Below are 19,247 nucleotides of genomic sequence, written 5' to 3' on the forward strand. Positions count from 1 at the left end.
CTGGCTTCACTAGGAGGCGAGCTCATCAGCGTGGCGCTAGGTGCCGTGCTGGTAGGGGCGCATTATAGGGAGGCGCGCCAAGATGACAAGGGGAAAATTGCAAAAACAGGCTCTTTTTACCTATTTTCGATTCAACCGTTGTTTTATTAAACAAAAACCCCTTCATAAAGGGGTTTTGCGGGCCTGCAGGACCCTATCTCACTTTGATTTGTTATTTTTTTAGCCAAAACTCGCGAGCAAAACTGCGCACTTTTTCCCAATCGGTAAACTCGAGGTCTTGGCGGGTATCCGTGCTACCGCCAGTTATCTTCATAATCAGTTGGATAATCCGCGTCTGCCACCAATTGTAACGAGAGTACTGCAGCGCACCTGCCACCACGCCCAACGTTTTCGGCTGCCAGGGTGAGAGGCGCAAGAACTTCTTCATATAGGCATTAGTTTGCGGTGTCTGCTTTTCAGGTTTACGGGCGGTCAGATTGACACAGAAGAAAGCCGCATTCGCCACTTCTAGTTGCTCTCGATGAGCATGGATAAAGCTAAATAGGCTGGGATGAAAGTTGCCGTAGCGAACAGAGGCACCTATCAACACCTTGGCATACTTGCTGAGATTACACATTGGCAACATATGCAAATCATGACTCACCACCTCGCATCCTGGCATCTCCTCCAGCATGACATCGATGATTTTGCGGGTTTGGCCATCCCGAGAGGAATAAAGCACCAGAATCTTGTCCATAACAACCTCAGCTTCGCCAAAATGCGGGAGTGAATAGCACTAACAGAGTGAATACCTCTAATCGCCCAAATAACATCGCCAACACCAGCAACCATTTAGCAGTGGCTGTGGTGCTAGAAAAATTAGCAGCAACATCGCCAAGACCTGGGCCTACGTTAGTCAGGGTGGCAGCCACTGCGGAGAAGGCGGTTAACTCATTCATCCCCGTGGCGATCAGGGCCAGTATAAATAGCACAAATAAGATGATGTAAGTGGCGAAAAACCCCCAGACAGCCTCCACCACCCGTTCTGGCACCGCTTTATGGCCGAGTTTGAGGGTGTAAACCGCGCGCGGATGAACCAATCGGCGTAATTCACGCATGCCTTGCATAAATAAAATCATGAAACGCATCACTTTGATGCCACCGCCAGTACTTCCGGCACAGCAGCCTATAAACGTCGATGTCATCAACAGGATTGGCAAGATGGACGGCCAGTCAGCATAGCTCGTCGTATTGTAACCCGTCGTCGTGCCTATTGAGACCGACTGAAACAAGGCGTGATTGAGGGTCTCCAGCCAATCCTCATAGTGGTTATGTTGCAGTAGTACGACCGCACAGAATAGGAATAGAAAAAGCTGAATCCCGAGAAATACCTTCACTTCAGGATCCCGTAAGTAGGTTAACAGCCGGACCGGCATGTGTGTAAACACGGTAAAATGCAGGCCAAAATTAATGCTGGCAATCAGCAGAAAACAGACCGTGATGAGGTTGATGGCGCCACTGTTGAAATAACCAATGCTGGCATCATGGGTAGAAAACCCGCCGATAGACAGGCTGGAGAAAGAGTGGCAGATGGCATCGAATAGCGTCATACCTGCCAACCAATAAGCTAATGCACACAAGAGGGTCAGCAGCAGATAGATGGACCACAGCACTTTAGCCGTCTCGGCAATACGCGGCGTTACCTTGGTATCCTTCACTGGCCCTGGAATTTCGGCACGATAGAGCTGCATCCCGCCGATCCCGAGCAGCGGTAAAATAGCAACGGCCAGCACGATGATACCCATCCCGCCAAGCCACTGCAGCAACTGGCGGTAGAACAAAAAGGCCTTGGGCAAATCATCTAATCCCGTTAATACCGTCGCGCCTGTGGTCGTTAGGCCAGAAAATGACTCAAAGAATGCTTCAGGCACCGACATATTGGGGGCATCACTGAGGATAAACGGCACGGCACCCACGCTGCCCAACACGGTCCAGAACAGCACCACAATCAAGAAGCCCTCTTTTGAGCGCAGCTCTTTTTTGTGATAGCGATTGGGGAACCAGAGCATCCCGCCAAGCAATAGCGCAATCAGGAACGAGCTCACAAATTCGGCACCACCGCCATCCCGGTAGCCAAAAGCCACCAGCGCAGGCAACAGCATGGTCGAACTAAACAGTGCAACCAACAGGCCAACGATGCGAATAATGCTCAAGATCTGCATTCAAGCTCTCTCCAGACTAAAAGAGCGATGGATTCTAGCCATCTAACGAACGAAGAGATACCCGTCCATGAGTCCGGTCGGTTAATTCTTTATCAATATTGGCCCATGCCGAGGACTCCCACGCAATCTGTAAGCGCACCTGCAAGCCGTACTCAGCGGCCAGCAACTCACCACCGTAACGGTTAATCAGTGACTCCACCACGCCCATATCGCCATAGTCGCACTCAATAAGAGCAGGGGTGCGCAGCACCTTGAGTATTGTGACTAACTGTTTCAGCGCTGCGCCAACCCCACCACCATAGGCTTTCACCAAGCCACCGGTACCAAGCTGAATACCACCGTAATAACGCACCACCACCGCACAGATTTCACCGAACCCTGAGCCCATCAGCTGGGCCAGCATGGGTTTACCTGCCGTGCCGGACGGCTCTCCATCGTCGCTAAAACCGTAAACCTGGCTATCTTGGGGAGCGCCCGCGACAAAGGCCCAGCAGTGGTGACGTGCCGTCGGGTGCTGCCGCTTGACCTCGCTCACCCACGCCTTAGCGGCCGCAACTGTCGGGGTATGACCGATCAGGGTAATGAAACGGCTCTTTTTGATCTCTTCGGTCAGCGCCAGTGGCGCTGCTGGAATGGGGTAAGCGGCTGCCATTAACGCCCTACTGATCTGGTGAGGTGGTCCACGGCACCGCTCCAGATAGCGGCCGATGCACAGCGCCCAACACGCCGGCCGACCTTGATTGGCGGGCCTGCGACAGGCTGATGCTGGATAAACAATAGATTGTTGCGACGCATCGCATCCTGCTCTTAAGTGAAGGGTTGCAGCATACCATCAAGCACAAAGGGGCTCGAGCCGTCACACTGCCGCTTCGTGAAGTCACGCATGGGGGATAGCACATTTGTTATTAAACAAAACCAATCATTAACAAATAAAAAACAATTCAATACACTGCCGGTAGATACATGAAGTCAGGGATTACTCATGGACAACCTCTGCCTGTGGCAACCGGACCCGCTCAGGATGCAGCAAGCCAACCTCTACCGCTTTATGGCTGAAGTGAACCGCTTCCACGGCTTGCAGTTGCAGAATTACCCGCAGCTTTACCAATGGTCGGTGGAGAAGACTACCCGTTTCTGGCCGCTGGTGTGGCAACACTGCGGTGTCAAGGGCGAACTCGGCAACATAGTGGCGGAGAACCGTCAGGAGATGCAGCGCACCCGCTGGTTCCCCGACAGCCGCCTCAACTTCGCCGAAAACCTGCTGCGCCGTCAGGACGAGAGCCCGGCTATCATCTCCCGCATCGAAGGGAGCCCAAGCTGTACTCTTAGCTGGGGTGAACTCAGTGATCAGGTGGCTAGGCTGGCTCAGTGGCTGCGTCATCAGGGGATTGGTCGTGGCGACGTGGTGGCGGCTTATCTGCCCAATATTCCCCAAACCGTGGTTGCCATGCTGGCAACCACCAGCATTGGGGCGATCTGGACCTCCACCAGCCCCGATTTTGGCGAGGCCAGCGTGGTGGAGCGCTTCGGCCAGACCCGGCCGCGAGTGCTGTTCGCCGTGGATGGCTATCGCTACAACGGCAAGGAGATCGACATTCAGCAGAAGGTCGCCAGCGTGGTGGGTCAGATAAGCAGCGTAGAGCAGACGGTGATGGTCCCTCTGCTCGGCAACCCGCTGCAGCTTGGTCACGACTGGCAACAACTGCTGGCGAGCCAGCACAATGCCCAGCTCACCTTCGAGCCGATGGCCTTCAATGATCCGCTCTATATCCTCTACTCCTCCGGCACCACCGGCAAACCCAAGTGCATCGTGCACGGCATCGGCGGCACCCTGCTGCAACATCTGAAAGAACATCAGCTGCACTGCGACATCAAACCGGGGGAGCGGATCTTCTACTTCACCACCTGCGGCTGGATGATGTGGAACTGGCTGGTAAGCGCCCTCGCCTCCGGCGCCACCCTAGTGCTCTACGATGGTTCGCCCTTCTACCCGGATGGCAACGTGCTGTGGGATCTGGCCCACGACGAGCAAGTCAGCTTGTTCGGTACCTCGGCCAAGTATCTCGATGCGCTGCACAAACAGGGTTATGCCCCCATCAAGACCCACGGCTTGCCGCACTTGCGGCTGATCTGCAGCACCGGATCTGTGCTGTCGCCGGAGGGGTTCGACTACGTCTACCGGCAGATAAAGCAGGATGTGCAGCTCAGCTCCATCTCTGGCGGCACCGACATCTGCTCCTGCTTCGTCATCGGCAACCCGCTCAGCCCTGTCTATCGCGGCGAGAGTCAGGGTCGCGGCCTCGGTCTCGCGGTGCAGGTATTCAACGAAGCGGGCCAGCCGGTGCAGGGGGAGAAGGGCGAGCTGGTCTGTACCAAGCCGTTCCCGGCCCAGCCAGTGGGCTTCTGGGGGGATGAGAGCGGCGACAAGTACCACGCCGCCTACTTCGAGCGGTTCGACAACATCTGGTGCCACGGCGACTGGATCGAGCTGACCCCGACCGGCGGCATTCTGTTCTACGGCCGCTCCGACGCCACCCTCAATCCTGGAGGCGTGCGTATCGGCACTAGCGAAATTTACCGCTATGTCGAGCGACTGGACGAGGTGGAGGAGAGCATCGTCATTGGCCAGCAGTGGCAGCAGGACGAGCGGGTGGTACTGTTCGTCAAACTCAAGGCAGGCTGCCAGCTGGACGAGCCACTGCGCGAGCGCATTCGCCAGCAAATAAAGCGACACTGCACCGCCCGCCACGTGCCCGCCCGCATCCTGCAGGTGGATGCCATCCCACGCACCAAGTCTGGCAAAATCGTCGAATTGGCGGTACGGGAAGTGGTGCACAATCGGCCAGTCAACAACACCCACGCCCTCGCCGACCCAGAGGTACTGAACCAGTATCGCAATCGACCGGAGCTGGCTGACTGAGGGTCAGGGCCCTTGCTCCCACCTTAATAGATAAGGGCCGCAAGCGGCCCTTATCTGGTCTAGGTTAACGATGCTGTTGGCGGCGTCGCTGCAACCAGACGATCACCCCAAACAGCAGGAAGCCAGGAATCCACATCCACTCTTTGGTCCAGCGCTCGGTCGGCGCCTTGACCTGTTCAATCTCCTGATCAAACTCCAGCCCCATGGCGGCGGCTGGGCTACCAAAGGTGACGTTGTCGATCAGCGTCTTGCCATCCTGCTCATAGAGGCTCAACCCCAGATTGGCCAGCCGCGCCTCACCGGTAGCCCCTTCCGGCACGGCGACCAGCAAGGTGAATGTGCGCGCTTTGCCGACCGCGTCCTCGCCCACCACACGAAGTCGCAGGGTGCTCTCTGCTTCCACTTCGCCCATGGTTTGCGCAAGTTGGGCAGGTGGCGTCTCACGATAGGGATCGTGCACCATGTCCATCCAAAAACCGGGGCGGAACAGGGTAAAGGCGACCAGAAGCAGCAAGACGCTCTCGTACCAGCGACTCTTGACCAAGAACCAGCCCTGAGTGGCGGCGGCGAAGATCAGCATGGCGATGGTCGCCACCACGAAGATCAGCACCCCGTGGGCAAAGTCCACGTCGATCAGCAGCAGATCAGTGTTGAAGATAAACAGGAACGGCAACGCTGCGGTACGCAAGCTGTAGTAAAACGCCGTGATCCCAGTCTTGATGGGATCGCCCTTGGAGACGGCGGCAGCGGCGAACGAGGCCAGTCCCACCGGTGGCGTCACATCCGCCATGATGCCGAAGTAGAAGACGAACAGGTGCACCGCGATCAGCGGCACGATCAGCCCGTTCTGCTGCCCAAGCGTCACCACCACCGGCGCCAGCAGGCTGGATACCACGATGTAGTTGGCGGTGGTGGGCAGCCCCATGCCAAGGATCAGGCTCAGCAGGGCGGTCAGCAGCAGCATCAGCAGCAGGTTGCCCATAGAGAGCATCTCTACCAGATCCGCCAATACCAGACCGACCCCAGTCTGAGAAACCGCTCCGACAATGATCCCCGCGGTGGCGGTGGCAATACCGATGCCGATCATATTGCGGGCACCGGCCACCAGCCCTTCCCGCAGATCCACCACCCCATCCGCCACCGTGCCGTAGTCATGCTTGCCGTCACGACGCAGCCAGTTGAGCAGGGGCCGCTGGGTCAGCAGGATGATCACCAACATCACCGTGCCCCAGAAGGCGGACAACCCTGGTGAGAGACGCTCCACCATCAAGCACCACACCAACACCACCACTGGCAGCATAAAGTGCAAGCCAGAGAGCAGCACACTGCGGGTGTTGGGTAGCTCAGTCAGCGGTTTATCCGGGTCTTCCGCCGCCAGCGGTTCGTTGCTGGCAGCAACCTTCAACAGCCCCAAATAGGTAACAGCCAGCAGCAGGGCGATGCCGGGCAGGGCGTAGTCACCCAGCGCAGGCTTGAGCCAGCCAAGGCCGTAGTAGACCGCCAGCGACAGGCCGCTGATGAGGGCCGATCCAAAGGCAAAACCGGTCAGACGCCGTAGCCACGGCTTGGGCTGATGATTGCCGATCGGCTGCATGCCCAGTTTCAGCGCCTCCAGATGGACGATGTAGAGCAGCGCGATATAGGAGATGGTCGCAGGCAGGAAGGCATGTTTGATGATCTCCACGTAGGGAATGCCGACATACTCCACCATCAGGAAGGCGGCGGCCCCCATCACTGGTGGCATGATCTGACCATTAACCGAGGAGGCCACTTCGACCGCCCCCGCTTTCTCGGAGCTAAAGCCAACCTTCTTCATCATCGGGATGGTGAAGGTGCCGGTGGTGACCACGTTGGCAATCGACGAACCGGAAATCAGACCGGTCAGGCCAGAGGCCACCACCGCCGCCTTGGCTGGGCCACCACGCAGATGACCCAGCAGGCTAAAGGCAAGCTGGATAAAGTAGTGACCCGCTCCGGCCCGCTCCAGCAGGGCGCCGAACAGCACGAACAGGAACACGAAACTGGTAGACACCCCGAGGGCAATGCCAAATACCCCTTCGGTGGTGATCCATTGGTGGTTGGCCAGCGCGGTGAAACTTACCCCGCGGTGAGCCAGCAACCCCGGCATCCAAGGCCCCGCCAAACTGTAAGCGAGGAACACGATGGCGATAGCGGCGAGGGCCGGACCCAGCGCTCGGCGGGCGGCTTCCAACAACAGCGGAATGCCGATGCAGGCAGTTACCAGATCCGCAGTGGTGAGGTTGCCCGGTCGCTGCGCCAGCGCCTCATACATCACAAACAGGTAGGCCGCAGCACCAGCAGCAATCAGTGCCAGCGCAATATCGCCAACCGGTACTCGGTCACGGGGCGAAGTGCGACCAGCCGGAAACACCAAAAAGGCCAGCAGCAGAGCAAAGGTAAGGTGAATAGAGCGGGTTTCGGTATCATTGAGTACGCCAAACCCCACCATAAAGGGGAGTGGCGAGGCGATCCAGAGCTGGAACAGCGACCAAGCCAGCGCCAGCGCAGTAATGAGCCAGCCCATGATGCCGAGCGGCAGGCGAGCGCCCACATCCTGGGCGATCAGCTCTTCAGTAGAAAGTTGTTTATCTTGCATAGTTCATTTTTTGCCAACAAGTACCATAAAAACGACACCCGTCGCCGCACATAACGCGGCCAACGGGTGTCGAGGCGTTTAACCAGCCCGCAGGCTTGCTATCAGAGCCAGCCACGCTCTTTGTAATAGCGAGCGGCCCCTTCATGCAACGGCGCTGAGAGTCCGACCTTGATCATGTCGGCCTCTTTCAGGTCAGCAAAGGCGGGGTGCAGACGCTTGAAGCGATCCAGATTATCAAATACCGACTTCACCAGCTGATAGACCACTTCTGGGTCTGCCTTCGCGCTAGTGGAGAGCACTGCTTTACCACCGATGGATGGGGTTGGCTTATCACTACCCTTGTAGATGCCGCCGGGGATCTCGGCTTTGCTGTAGTAGCTCTTCTCAGCCAGCAGCTTGTCGATGTCGGCGCCGGTGACCGGTACCAATACCGCGTCGGTGGTGGTAGAGGCTTCTTGGATGGCACCGTTCGGGTGGCCAACGAAGTAGCTCATGGCGTCGATATTGTTGTCGCCAAGGGCAGAGGCTTGCTCAGCAGGCTTGAGCTCGGAGACCAGACCGAAGTCACCTTTCTTCCAGCCCTTGACCGCCATGATCTCTTCCATGGTGTCCCGTTGGCCGGAGCCCGGGTTACCGATGTTGACGCGTTTACCTTTCAGATCGTCAAAACCGGCGATCTTGGCGTCGCGGCGCGCCAGAATGGTGAACACCTCGCTTTGCAGGGAGAACACGGCACGGATGTCGTCCATCGCGCCTTGTGCTTTGAATGGCTCAAGCCCCTTCATCGCTTTGAACTGGTGATCCGACTGCATGATGCCGAAATTGAACTCGCCGCTCCGGATACCATTGACGTTGGCCACGCCACCGCCGCTAGCAGGGGCATTGCACTTGATCTGATGCTCAGCAGCACCACGATTGAGGAAACGACAGATAGACTGGCCCGCCACATAGTAGACACCAGTTTGGCCGCCAGTCCCTATGGTCACGAAACGCTCCTGTGCTTGCACTGGGCCACCAAAGGAGACACCCACCAGCGCAGCAGACAGGGCGCATGCCAGAGATAATGCTTTCATCTTGTTCATCCTTTTTGATTGATTCCGATCACCCGTTCCCCGGGCGAATGCCAGACGAGCCGCTAGGTAGCCGCAGGACTCATCCATCCTCTCGGTGATGAGACACTGGTGTGAACGCTAAGCGTTTGCCAACTCGTCACCCGCATTCCGTGGTGAGACAGCCGGCTCCCGGTCGACTGAAGATAATTGGCCCCAAAGGGGCCAATTAAGAAGTCATAACCGCCATGATTAAGCACATTACGCCAACATAAATCAAACAAAACAGCAATCTGACAGATTTAAATATTGAGAAATTTGATACGGATCATCAATTCATCGCTCATGAATTCAGGGGTTGTACGAGGGATAAGCAGGCGGGCGGGATAGTGCGAAGATTCTTTTGCAGCCCTTGCCAGACAAGGGCTGCCATCCAATCAGCAGAGGTTAGCGCTTGGCCAGATCCAAGATAAAGGCGTATTCCAGTGCAATATCTTCATACGCCTTGAACCGACCCGACTTGCCACCATGACCGGCATCCATATCAACGTGCAGCAGGAGCTGGTTATGGTCTGTTTTCAGTTCCCGCAGCTTGGCGACCCACTTCGCAGGCTCCCAATACTGCACTTGCGAGTCGTGCAGACCGGTGGTGACCAGCAGATTGGGATAGGCCTGCGCTTTGACTTGGTCGTAGGGGCTGTAGCGCTTCATGTAGTCGTAGTAGCGCTTCTGATTGGGGTTGCCCCACTCGTCATACTCGCCCGTGGTGAGGGGAATTGACTCATCCAGCATGGTGGTAAGCACATCGACAAAGGGCACTTGGGCCACCACGCCGCGATAGAGTTCTGGCGCTTGGTTAATGACGGCCCCCATCAGCAAGCCTCCAGCACTGCCGCCCATGGCATAGACTTGATCGCTCGCGCCATACCCCTGCGCGACTAACGCTTTGGTGACGTCGATGAAGTCATTAAAGGTGTTTTGCTTGTTCAGTAACTTACCCGCGTCGTACCACTGACGACCCAGCTCCTCCCCCCCGCGAATATGAGCAATGGCGTAGACAAAGCCCCTGTCCAGTAAGCTCAGACGAGAGCTGCTGAAGTCGGGGTCCATGCTGGCGCCATAAGAACCATAGCCATAGATCAGCAACGGATTTTTACGGGGTGCCGCCGCCTCTTTCTTCACCAGATCTTTGCGATAGACCAACGACACTGGCACCGCGACCCCATCCCGAGCCGTGACCCAAACTCGCTCGCTAACGTACTGCTGGGCCTTGAAGCCTGCGACGGGCTGCTGCTTGAGCAGGGTACGCTTGCCACTCGCCATATCCAGCTCATAGGTGGAGGAGGGAGTGGTCATCGAGGAGTAGCCATAGCGCAGCGCACTGGTATCGGGTTCTGGGTTATAAGCAAGCCATGTCACGTAAGCCGGATCGTCGAAGGCGATCTCCTGTTGCTCACCACTCTGCCAGTTGATCTGGCGCAGCCGAGTCAGCCCTTGATAACGCTCTTCCACCACCAACCACTCTTTAAACAGGGCATAGCTCTCTAACAGCACCTCAGGATTGGGGGCAATGACCGGCTTCCAGCGATCGACTGGGCTTTCTTTGGTCTCATACAGACCAAAGTTCTTACCATCCTTATTGGAGCGAATATAAAAACGGCCACGGTAGTGATCCAAGCTGTATTCGTGATCCACCTGACGGCTTAAAAATAGCCGTGGCGCTTGCTCTGGTTGGTTTGCATCAATCAGGCGAGCTTCACCTGTGGTGGTGCTGGAGAGGTTGATAACGATGAAGTCATCCGAGGTGGTAGCGTAAAGGCTGACGTAGAAGGTATCGTCTTTCTCCTCATAAACCAGCTGATCCTGGGTGGGGTCAGTCCCTAAGGTATGACGGTAAACCTGATAGGGCAACAGGGTCTTGGGGTGTTTACGGACGTAAAACACCGTTTTGCTGTCGTTCGCCCAGACCAGATTGCCAGAGGTGTTCTCCAGCGTGTCGGCGGCCCACTTGCCACTCTCTAAATCGAGAAATTGCACCCGATATTGGCGGCGGGAGAGATAATCCTCCGCCACCGCTAGCCAGCGGTTGCTGCGGCTCACCTCAAGGGCGCCGAGAGCATAAAATTCGTGCCCTTGCGCGCGCTCATTGCTGTCGAGCAGTAACTTAGTCTCTTGCTCGCCCAGCTTGGTACGAGAATAAATACCGTACTCCTTGCCCGGCTCATAACGCGTCTGGTAGCGATAGCCATTCTTGACGTAAGGCACTGATTCATCTTGCTGAGGAATGCGCGCCACCATCTCTTGATAAAGCTGATCTCGCAGTGGCTGGATAGGCTTAAGCTGCGCCTCGGTGTAGGCGTTCTCCGCCGCTAAATAGGCCAGCACCTCTGGGTTCTGTCGCTCGTCATCGCGTAACCAGTAGTAGTTATCAATGCGGGTATCACCGTGTTGTTTCAGCTGGCGTGGGTGCTTGGCAGCAACCGGCGGGACAATCGAGGTTTCACTTGTCGGCATGGCGGACTCTTGGTTGGCAGATGAATAGGGAATCACTATCAAGCAGGCTAGCAGCAGTAGCCTTTGGTAAACGCTAATCATGTCGCATCCTTGGCTCTTTGCAATGGAGGGCAAATCCGTTGAATGGCTCATCAATCTGCCCCTTGTTGCCTTGCGTTGCAAGTTATCTCCCTGTTAATTCAGCCATATTTATAACAACAAAGGGGCCACTATCGTCAGATAGTGGCCCCTTTTCTGGCCATGAGCAGCACAGGTCCGCTCAAGTGTGCCTCACATGTTAGGGTGGTGCTGATTCATGGCCAGTCTCAGTCAGCCGGGGTAGCTCGACCACACCTTGGTCTCGCCGTCACCCTCTTTGCTGATACTCAATACTTGATAAGGCTGACCTGGAATATCCATACCTGGGGCGCTTTGCGGCATCCCCGGAATAGTCAAACCGTGGATGGCCGGTTTCTCTTTGAGCAGTTTCAACACATCGGTGGCAGGTACATGCCCCTCAATCACATATCCCCCCACCACACCGGTGTGGCAAGAGGCCAACTGCGGTGCAATGCCGTATTGCTGCTTTACCAGATCAAGCTGCTCAGTTTCGATGACCTCAAGCTCGAAGCCATTGTCTGCCATGTGCTTGTTCCATGACTCACAGCATCCGCAGTATTTGGATTTATAGACCGTCATTTTCTCTGCAGCTACCGCAGAAAAGCTAACCGTACCGGCCAAGATGGCCAGCAACAGGGACTTGTACATAACTCACCTCAAATTTAAGAAAACATGCCCAAATAGGGAAAAATGCCGTTAAACCTGAAACTGAGGAGGACGTTCCAGCCGCTCGCAAGGGGCATCTGGTATAAAAAGAGGAGGGGCAATAAAGTCAGGGTTGTCAGGGTCTGGCACTGCCACCTGCAGACTATCGTGCAGCACCATGCTGATGGCCAACACGGCAGTGAAACTACCGCACGGCATCGCTTGCTCTAGGGTGCGCTCACTCTGACTACAGTGGGTGCTCAAGGCGCAGAGATCCGTGGCAGCCCGACTACCAAACGACATCAACACCAGCAACAGACTCCACAATGGGAGCCAGCGGCGAGCGTGAGCGAATTGGCGACGGCTGAGAACCATGAAAAGGCCTACTGACTAAAAGGGCTTGTATGGTAACCCTTGCTACAGGGGGCGGGTCAAGTGCTGTTCATCCGATGGTCAGCTCACATTAAGCTGGCCTCACTGGCTCGCAGGCTGTTGGCAGAGACGGACCCTTCTTGCTAAGGTCGCGTGATAAGGGACTTTTTACACCTCACCCTCCTGGCGAGGTGGCCACTCGGATGATGTCGTCATGAAACGCATTCTAATCATCTTTTCACACCCCGCCCTGCAAAGCGCGCGGGCTAATAAACAGTTACTGCAGGCAATAGAAGGACTGGAAGGCGTTAAGGTTCACGATCTTTATCAGCATTATCCCGATATGTTCATCGATGTTGCCCGCGAACAGGCCTTGCTGTCAGAGCACGACATTATCGTCTTTCAACATCCACTTTATTGGTACTCTTGCCCAGCCATCATGAAAGAGTGGATGGATCTGGTGCTGGAATACGGTTATGCCTATGGCCCCTCGGCCAATGCGCTCAAAGGCAAACAGTGGCTCTCGGCTATCACAACCGGCGGTGCACCCGAATCTTACTGCCGCGAGGGATACAACAGCAGGCCACTGCTCGACTTTCTATTACCATTCCAGCAAACCGCGCAACTCTGTGGCATGACGTGGCTGCCCCCGTTTGTGCTGCACTCTTTTCACAAAATCAAAGACCAAGAGGCACTACGTCGCTGCGGTCAGGATTATCGTCAACTGCTGTGCGCCCTACGTGATGAGCAATTTCCCCCCGAGCAACTGGCCGAGCACCTCTATTTACGGGATTTGCTGGAGGTTCGCTCATGAACAACTCATCACATCGCCAACACGGGCATGACACACCCCTCAGGAGGGTTCGCTAATGGGACATGGCTTGCTGTTTGATGCCTTGATCTACCTCTGTGCCGCCGTCATTGCCGTACCGCTGGCCAAGCGCTGGGGATTGGGCTCGGTGCTGGGCTATCTGTTGGCAGGGATCATCATTGGCCCCTTTCTATTGGGGCTAGTGGGGGAGCAGAAAGATGTGATGCACTTCGCCGAGTTTGGCGTGGTACTGATGCTGTTCTTGGTCGGCTTAGAGCTACGCCCAGCCCTATTGTGGCAATTAAAAGGGCCCATTTTAGGCACGGGTGGGCTCCAAGTGCTGTTAACCACCGGCGTGCTCAGCGCAGTGGCCTACCTCATTGGTTTACCGTTGCAACAAGGCCTAGCGATTGGTTTGATTCTGGCGCTCTCCTCCACCGCCATCGTGCTACAGAGCCTGCAAGAGCGCAGACTGATGCAGAGTGAAAGCGGCCGCAGTGCGTTTGCAGTTTTGCTGTTTCAAGATATTGCCGTCATCCCCATTCTGGCGATCCTGCCACTGCTCGCCATGGCGCCGATGACTACCCAGGGGGGGCCAGACTTAGCGGGCTGGCAACATGGTCTGCTGGTGGTGGCCGCCATCGCGGGCATCGTCTTGGGTGGCCACTATTTGATGCGCCCCGTATTTCGGGCCATTGCCCAATCACATATGCGGGAAATATTCGTCGCGGCCGCATTGCTGTTGGTGATTGCTATTGCAGTCTTGATGGAAGCGGTCGGTCTATCCCCCGCCCTTGGTACCTTTCTCGCCGGTGTCGTCCTCGCGGACAGCGAATATCGTCATGAATTAGAAGCTGACATTGCCCCGTTCAAAGGGTTACTGCTCGGCCTGTTTTTCATGTCGGTAGGGGCGGGTATCAACTTCAGTCTGTTCGCCGAACACCCGCTATTGATCCCAGCCCTAGTTGTCGGGTTGATGGCATTGAAATGGTTAGTGCTAATGGCGTTGGGATGGATCATCCGGATCTCGCCCAGCCAGCGCTGGACCTTTGCCTTAGCGTTAGCGCAAGGGGGCGAGTTTGCCTTCGTGTTGTTCTCGTTTGCAGGGCAAAACCACGTGCTACCTAGCGACACTGTGTCGTTGCTGACACTGGTCGTGGCGCTCTCGATGGCCCTCACCCCTTTGCTGCTGATCCTCAATGATCGGCTGATTCAGCCTTGGTTCGACTATCGTAGCCAGAGCAAAATGCCAGAACATGAGCAGCCTGAATTGGTGGAACATCCGGTTATCATTGCAGGCTTTGGCCGCTTTGGTCAGATTGTGGGTCGTCTACTTCATGGTCATGGCATTGGCACCACGATCCTCGAACAAGACGCCAGCCAGATAGAGATGTTGCGCAAGTATGGCTATCAGGTGTTTTACGGTGATGCGAGCCGCCTCGACCTACTGCATGCCGCCGGCGCCCATAAAGCCAAGCTGCTTGTACTCTCGATTGATGACCCTGCTACCTCATTGACAGTGATTGAGCTGGTAAAGAAACACTTTCCACACCTGAAGGTACTCGCTCGGGCACAGGATCGGCCTCACGCTCATGATATTCTGCGCCACGGGGTCTCGTTGGTATATCGGGAGACCTTGGGATCTGCCGTCGATTTGGGGGTGGAAGCACTGACCCAATTAGGGTTTCGTGCCAATCAAGCTTGGCGGGCTGGGCAAACCTTCAAATTGCACGATAACTGGTTGCTACACGAGCAAGCTAATTACCTCGATGACGAACACACCTATATCAATAAAAGCCTGCAATACCGGGAGATTCTTTCTGACCTGCTGCAAGACGATCAAGAAGAGCAGGAGCGTATCCACGCTCATAACTGGAATAGCGGACTACCCAATGACGACAAGGATCAAAAATGATTGCTTATTACCCTCTGCTGAAACACCTGCACATGACCCTCGCGCTGGTCAGCCTCCTGCTGTTTATCTACCGCTGGGGCCTCGCGCTGGCAGGTAGCAGTAGGCTCCAGCAGAAGTGGTTGAAGGTGTTACCCCACATCAACGATACCTTCTTGCTGTTGTGTGGCGTACTACTGGCGGTAATGCTACAGATGAGCCCAAGCCAACAACCTTGGCTGATGGCCAAACTGATCGCTTTGATGCTCTACATTGGCTTGGGCATCATGGCACTCAAACGAACGGCTACGTCCCACAAGCTGCTGGCCGGTATCGCGGCCCTCACGGCATTTGGCTATCTCATCGGGACGGCTATGACGAAAATGCCAAGCTCTTGGTTAGCCTACTGGTTAGCGTAAATTCTCAGCGTTTAAGAGGGATGAGCCCTTCTTAAACGCACTTCTCTCAAACAAGTACCGCAAAACCACCCTCCATTTGAATCTAATGACTTTTTTATTTGAGGCTATCGCACTTAAAAAAAGCCTCGAATGCACCTTTTAAAATCAGTATTTTCCTTTTAGATCATATAAATAACTCACTTTGTATGTGAATGGCGACAGTTGTCGCAGCAATGCTTACGACATATATTGTCGCAAGTTCTCGATAGGATTATCGTCAACGCTAACACCCGTTAAGGCATGCAAGATGAGTAAGAAGCTGTTACGACAACTGACCTTGGCACGTTGCATTCCGCATCGCCCTTACAAACTGACAGCGAGCCAACTTCAAATGAAGCTTGAGGAGGAGGGGATTCAGGTCAGTCTGCGCACCGTGCAACGGGATCTAGAAGAGATGTCAGGGATGGGATTATTTGACCTCACGTCCGATGAGCGCAGTAAACCCCACGGCTGGTGTTTCGAGCGTCATGGCCTCAATGACTTTGCCAATATCATGCCGCTGTCACTTGCCGTTGCTCTCAAAACATGGAGCGATCAGGCCAGCCAATTACTACCAGCGAGTGTATTGACCGAATTACACCCATTGGTCGATAAGGCCAACCAAGTGATCCGCGATAGCCAAAGTGAGTTAGCCGAACGCTGGCTCGATAGCGTGCACCAATCGCCGCGCCCCTTTGCAGGTAACCCAGATATCCGCCGGAGCACCCTGATCCGCGATGCCCTGTGGCGTGGACGTAAGTTCAGTGCAGAGATCCATCGGGTGATCAAAGAGCGCACGGTATGGCTCTCCTATGATCGTATCAACCCGCTTGGCATCCTGAATCAACCCGAAGGTACTGTGCTGCTGTGTACCCTGTCGGAGCTTGATCCCAAGGTTTATGGCATTCCGTTCGACCACATCAAAGAGGTGGAACTGACGAATTTCAGTGCCACGCAACCCAAGGATTTTAATCTCCAAAAGTTGATACGTGAGCAAAGTTATCAGGATGTTAGTACGCCCATCCGATTGGTTGGCCGGATTAATGCCAGCAGCTCATCGCTGCTAGATAACCAGATCCTTGGCAACAATCCGCGGATGACTCGCTACGATAAACGCAGTGTCGTGGTCGAAACAGAAGTGCAAGATACGCCGTAGTTTGACCACTGATTAAGCGCCGATCTCAGAGACTGGGTCCAGGCTAACGCCAAAAACCCGCAGTAGCGGGCTCGCTTGTGTCAGGACCTCAGCTTAATACCATCAGTAATGTGGGATCTGCCACATGCGATTAAACAAATGGGCCGCTTATCAAGCGGCCCATTTGTTATTGTAAAAGTTGCCAGCAGCTTAGAGGTTATCGCTCATCTGCTCCATCTTGCCCAGCAAGGCTCGCAGGCGCTCTTGCCAAGCGACATGCTCATTACGTAGCTGATGGTTTTCATCATGCAGCTTCCCGTTTTGCTCTTTCAGCTCGTCTAACTCCATCTTCAGTAACGCGATGTTATCGACAGCGGATTGGACTTTGGATTCAAGTTGCTCAAGGACTTCTAGTGACATATGTGTACCTATGTTCGATTGCGATGCCCCTCATCAGGGCGGTGTCAGCGCGTGGGGTCAGCATACCTTGAGCGTCCCAAGACAAACAAGCTGATGTGTTACAAATTGCTCCTACCGTAGCGGTATTGGCTAAATAATCAGCTATTTATAGCGGCCAACCCCAGCAGCTGGATTGGTGGCTAGCATAGGGAGTGAATCGGGCACTACAACGCAGCACTCTCGCCAGTAGTAAAGATGGGGTATACGACACGAGACCAAGCTTGCAAGTAGCATCACTCTGGATAAGCGTGACCGTGGAGACTGGTTATCGGTAAGTACAGATACCTATTTCCTGCCACTGGGCGCACCAAGGTGTTATTCGGGGTTTACCGAGGTGAAGTCGAGCTGCTTATGCTGCCCTTGCCAGATAAAACGTAGGCCTGCCACGTCGGCAAGACTGAGCTGCTCGCCGCTACATAGCTGCAGATATTCGTTCCCACCCCTAGCCTCGATGGTGCGGATCTGGTCATCCCACTGGCGACCATCGCGACGGGTGAGGGTCACTGGCAGTTGCCAGCTGGCGGCAATTTCGAGCCAATCGTAGAGATCGCAGCTGATGGGTTGATAATCCGGCATATTCGACTCCAAAACAGCCAAGTTGCTGAGTCAGGCTTCCTGGACGCAGGTCGGCCAGCCCATCTTCTGCTGGCGTTCCACTTCAAAGCGCAGCTCGCTGGCGCGCAGGTAGTGTTCATCCATCCAGCCCTTGGGCAGGGTCAGGGTCAGTGACTCCTCTTCTACCTGCAGGGTGAAGCTGGGCACCGTGCCCTGGGTGCGGCGCATGCAGAGGATCAGCGCGATGCGCAGGATACGGGCCAGCCGGATTGCTTGCCTAGCAGCGACCGCCCCCTGCTTCTCTAGCGGTTCCAGCTTGAATTCGTCCCGCTGGTTGAACAGCAGGGCCGACAACAGCTTCTTCTGGGCAGGGGTAAAGCCCGGCATATCGATGTTATCGATGATATAGGCCGCGTGTTGCGGCGCTTTTTTGTACTCGATACAGAGACCAATCTCGTGCAGCAGGGCGGCATAACGCAAGATCGGGCGACCGTAGCGTTTGGAGAGTCGCCAGGCCGGTTGCAGCTGGTTGAACGCCTCGACGGCGGTATCGCGAACCCGTTCGGCGTGCTCTTTATCCAGCTGATAGCGGCTGATCAGGCTGTCGGCGGTGCGATCCCGGGCATCACAGTCGTGATTGTTGCCAAGCAGACCGTAGATCAGTCCTTCGCGCAGGGCGCCACCCGCCAGCGTCATGCTCTCGATATCGAGGGTTTCGAAGATGGCGATCAGGATGGCGAGGCCGGAGGGGAACACGGTCAGCCGTTCGGCCGCCAGCCCTTCCAGTTGCAGCCGGTCGAGCTTGCCGCAGGCGATGGCCTGACCCATCAACTCCTGCAACTTCGGCAGGGTGACCCGCTCGCTCTTCCCTTGCGCCAGCATGATCTCTTGCAGCGCCTGTACCGTGCCGGAGGCGCCGACGCAGGTGCGCCAGCCGAGGGCGCGGTAATCTTCCGCCACCTTCTCCAGCACCGCCTTGGCGGCGGCAATCGCCTTCTCGAAACGGGCTTCGGAGAGCTCGCCATCACCGAAGTGATTGTTGAGCCAGGTGACGCAGCCCATGTGCAGGCTGTTGAGCAGTTTTGCTTCGCTATGTTCGCCGATCACCAGTTCGGTGCTGGCACCGCCGATGTCGATCACCAGCCGGTTGCCTTCCCCGGCGGAGGTCCAGGAGACCCCTTCATAGATGGTCTTGGCCTCTTCCTCGCCCGAGATGATCTCGATGCTGTGGTTGAGTACCCGTTCCGCTTCGCTGAGGAACTCATCGACGTTGGTGGCAAGGCGCAAGGTGGCGGTGCCCACCACCCGGATATTGTCGGCCGGAATGTCCTGCAACTGTTCGGAGAACAGACGCAAACAGTCCCAGCCCCGCTCCATGGCGGCACGGCTGAGACGAAATTCCGGATCGAGCCCGGCAGCGAGACGAACCTTGCGCTTAACCTTGGCGACGGTGCGCAAAGCGCCAGCGACCTCGCGCACCACCAGCATGTGAAAGCTGTTGGAGCCGAGGTCGATAGCGGCATAGAGCGGCGAGTTGTGCAA

General features: G+C 55.8%; 15 protein-coding genes and 1 pseudogene. 5 read left to right on the top strand and 11 right to left on the bottom strand.

Annotated features, from left to right (window positions below; genetic code table 11):
• Window positions 1-211 precede the first annotated feature (211 nt).
• The 3 genes from hemG to CUC53_RS01840 are packed head-to-tail and all read right to left on the bottom strand — an operon-like array spanning window position 212 to window position 2,853.
• Complete coding sequence (gene hemG / locus CUC53_RS01830; protein ID WP_100292584.1) at window positions 212-736, bottom strand: menaquinone-dependent protoporphyrinogen IX dehydrogenase; 525 nt, start codon at window positions 734-736, stop codon at window positions 212-214.
• Between the two features lie 7 nt (window positions 737-743).
• Window positions 744-2,201 (bottom strand): TrkH family potassium uptake protein, encoded by a 1,458-nt coding sequence (locus CUC53_RS01835; RefSeq protein ID WP_100292585.1) that lies wholly within the window; start codon window positions 2,199-2,201, stop codon window positions 744-746.
• Window positions 2,202-2,235: 34 nt separating this feature from the next.
• Entirely contained in the window at window positions 2,236-2,853 is a 618-nt protein-coding gene (locus CUC53_RS01840) for a YigZ family protein (RefSeq protein WP_100292586.1), read from the bottom strand.
• Between the two features lie 330 nt (window positions 2,854-3,183).
• Here CUC53_RS01840 and CUC53_RS01845 point away from each other — a divergent pair, with 330 nt between their 5' ends.
• On the top strand, window positions 3,184-5,121 hold the full coding sequence (locus CUC53_RS01845) for an acetoacetate--CoA ligase (protein WP_100292587.1): 1,938 nt from the start codon (window positions 3,184-3,186) through the stop codon (window positions 5,119-5,121).
• Between the two features lie 64 nt (window positions 5,122-5,185).
• Here CUC53_RS01845 and CUC53_RS01850 read toward each other — a convergent pair whose 3' ends face one another.
• The 5 genes from CUC53_RS01850 to CUC53_RS01870 all read right to left on the bottom strand — a co-directional run bounded on the left by CUC53_RS01850 (window position 5,186) and on the right by CUC53_RS01870 (window position 12,420).
• Window positions 5,186-7,738: a TRAP transporter permease gene (locus CUC53_RS01850; RefSeq protein WP_100292588.1), complete on the bottom strand. Its 2,553-nt coding sequence runs from the start codon at window positions 7,736-7,738 to the stop codon at window positions 5,186-5,188.
• A gap of 101 nt (window positions 7,739-7,839) precedes the next feature.
• Window positions 7,840-8,811: a TAXI family TRAP transporter solute-binding subunit gene (locus CUC53_RS01855; protein WP_100292589.1), complete on the bottom strand. Its 972-nt coding sequence runs from the start codon at window positions 8,809-8,811 to the stop codon at window positions 7,840-7,842.
• A 423-nt stretch (window positions 8,812-9,234) separates the two neighbouring features.
• The gene (locus CUC53_RS01860) at window positions 9,235-11,382 is read right to left on the bottom strand and encodes a S9 family peptidase (protein WP_100292590.1); all 2,148 of its coding nucleotides are present in this window, start codon (window positions 11,380-11,382) and stop codon (window positions 9,235-9,237) included.
• Window positions 11,383-11,610: 228 nt separating this feature from the next.
• The gene (locus CUC53_RS01865; RefSeq protein ID WP_100292591.1) at window positions 11,611-12,048 is read right to left on the bottom strand and encodes a DUF411 domain-containing protein; all 438 of its coding nucleotides are present in this window, start codon (window positions 12,046-12,048) and stop codon (window positions 11,611-11,613) included.
• A gap of 48 nt (window positions 12,049-12,096) precedes the next feature.
• The gene (locus tag CUC53_RS01870; protein ID WP_100292592.1) at window positions 12,097-12,420 is read right to left on the bottom strand and encodes a hypothetical protein; all 324 of its coding nucleotides are present in this window, start codon (window positions 12,418-12,420) and stop codon (window positions 12,097-12,099) included.
• 211 nt (window positions 12,421-12,631) lie between these two features.
• On the opposite strand from CUC53_RS01870, the gene kefF reads away from it, so the two are divergent.
• From kefF to CUC53_RS01890, 4 genes and pseudogenes are all read left to right on the top strand, one after another.
• Window positions 12,632-13,231 carry a glutathione-regulated potassium-efflux system oxidoreductase KefF gene (gene kefF, locus CUC53_RS01875; RefSeq protein ID WP_100292593.1) on the top strand — a complete coding sequence of 200 codons (600 nt, stop codon included), beginning with the start codon at window positions 12,632-12,634 and terminating at the stop codon, window positions 13,229-13,231.
• Between the two features lie 55 nt (window positions 13,232-13,286).
• Window positions 13,287-15,143 (top strand): monovalent cation:proton antiporter-2 (CPA2) family protein, encoded by a 1,857-nt coding sequence (locus tag CUC53_RS01880; RefSeq protein WP_100292594.1) that lies wholly within the window; start codon window positions 13,287-13,289, stop codon window positions 15,141-15,143.
• Window positions 15,140-15,538: a SirB2 family protein gene (locus CUC53_RS01885; protein WP_100292595.1), complete on the top strand. Its 399-nt coding sequence runs from the start codon at window positions 15,140-15,142 to the stop codon at window positions 15,536-15,538. Before CUC53_RS01880 ends, CUC53_RS01885 begins: the two co-directional genes overlap by 4 nt.
• A gap of 286 nt (window positions 15,539-15,824) precedes the next feature.
• Window positions 15,825-16,709, top strand: a pseudogene (locus CUC53_RS01890) (helix-turn-helix transcriptional regulator); the annotation flags it as partial.
• A 192-nt stretch (window positions 16,710-16,901) separates the two neighbouring features.
• Here CUC53_RS01890 and CUC53_RS01895 read toward each other — a convergent pair.
• The 3 genes from CUC53_RS01895 to gppA form a co-directional block, all read right to left on the bottom strand.
• Window positions 16,902-17,111: a cell division protein ZapB gene (locus CUC53_RS01895; RefSeq protein ID WP_100292596.1), complete on the bottom strand. Its 210-nt coding sequence runs from the start codon at window positions 17,109-17,111 to the stop codon at window positions 16,902-16,904.
• Between the two features lie 354 nt (window positions 17,112-17,465).
• A complete protein-coding gene (locus CUC53_RS01900; protein ID WP_100292597.1) occupies window positions 17,466-17,726 on the bottom strand; it encodes a Rho-binding antiterminator in 261 nt (86 codons plus the stop codon).
• 30 nt (window positions 17,727-17,756) lie between these two features.
• On the bottom strand, window positions 17,757-19,247 hold the full coding sequence (gene gppA, locus CUC53_RS01905; protein WP_100292598.1) for a guanosine-5'-triphosphate,3'-diphosphate diphosphatase: 1,491 nt from the start codon (window positions 19,245-19,247) through the stop codon (window positions 17,757-17,759).

Source organism: Aeromonas cavernicola, from assembly GCF_002795305.1.
Classification (GTDB): domain Bacteria; phylum Pseudomonadota; class Gammaproteobacteria; order Enterobacterales; family Aeromonadaceae; genus Aeromonas; species Aeromonas cavernicola.

Excerpts from the sequence above, each read along its gene's own strand:
- hemG (WP_100292584.1), bottom strand. The coding sequence starts at position 736 with ATGGACAAGATTCTGGTGCTTTATTCCTCTCGGGATGGCCAAACCCGC.
- CUC53_RS01835 (WP_100292585.1), bottom strand. The coding sequence starts at position 2,201 with ATGCAGATCTTGAGCATTATTCGCATCGTTGGCCTGTTGGTTGCACTG.
- CUC53_RS01840 (WP_100292586.1), bottom strand. The coding sequence starts at position 2,853 with ATGGCAGCCGCTTACCCCATTCCAGCAGCGCCACTGGCGCTGACCGAA.
- CUC53_RS01845 (WP_100292587.1), top strand. The coding sequence starts at position 3,184 with ATGGACAACCTCTGCCTGTGGCAACCGGACCCGCTCAGGATGCAGCAA.
- CUC53_RS01850 (WP_100292588.1), bottom strand. The coding sequence starts at position 7,738 with ATGCAAGATAAACAACTTTCTACTGAAGAGCTGATCGCCCAGGATGTG.
- CUC53_RS01855 (WP_100292589.1), bottom strand. The coding sequence starts at position 8,811 with ATGAAAGCATTATCTCTGGCATGCGCCCTGTCTGCTGCGCTGGTGGGT.
- CUC53_RS01860 (WP_100292590.1), bottom strand. The coding sequence starts at position 11,382 with ATGATTAGCGTTTACCAAAGGCTACTGCTGCTAGCCTGCTTGATAGTG.
- CUC53_RS01865 (WP_100292591.1), bottom strand. The coding sequence starts at position 12,048 with ATGTACAAGTCCCTGTTGCTGGCCATCTTGGCCGGTACGGTTAGCTTT.
- CUC53_RS01870 (WP_100292592.1), bottom strand. The coding sequence starts at position 12,420 with ATGGTTCTCAGCCGTCGCCAATTCGCTCACGCTCGCCGCTGGCTCCCA.
- kefF (WP_100292593.1), top strand. The coding sequence starts at position 12,632 with ATGAAACGCATTCTAATCATCTTTTCACACCCCGCCCTGCAAAGCGCG.
- CUC53_RS01880 (WP_100292594.1), top strand. The coding sequence starts at position 13,287 with ATGGGACATGGCTTGCTGTTTGATGCCTTGATCTACCTCTGTGCCGCC.
- CUC53_RS01885 (WP_100292595.1), top strand. The coding sequence starts at position 15,140 with ATGATTGCTTATTACCCTCTGCTGAAACACCTGCACATGACCCTCGCG.
- CUC53_RS01895 (WP_100292596.1), bottom strand. The coding sequence starts at position 17,111 with ATGTCACTAGAAGTCCTTGAGCAACTTGAATCCAAAGTCCAATCCGCT.
- CUC53_RS01900 (WP_100292597.1), bottom strand. The coding sequence starts at position 17,726 with ATGCCGGATTATCAACCCATCAGCTGCGATCTCTACGATTGGCTCGAA.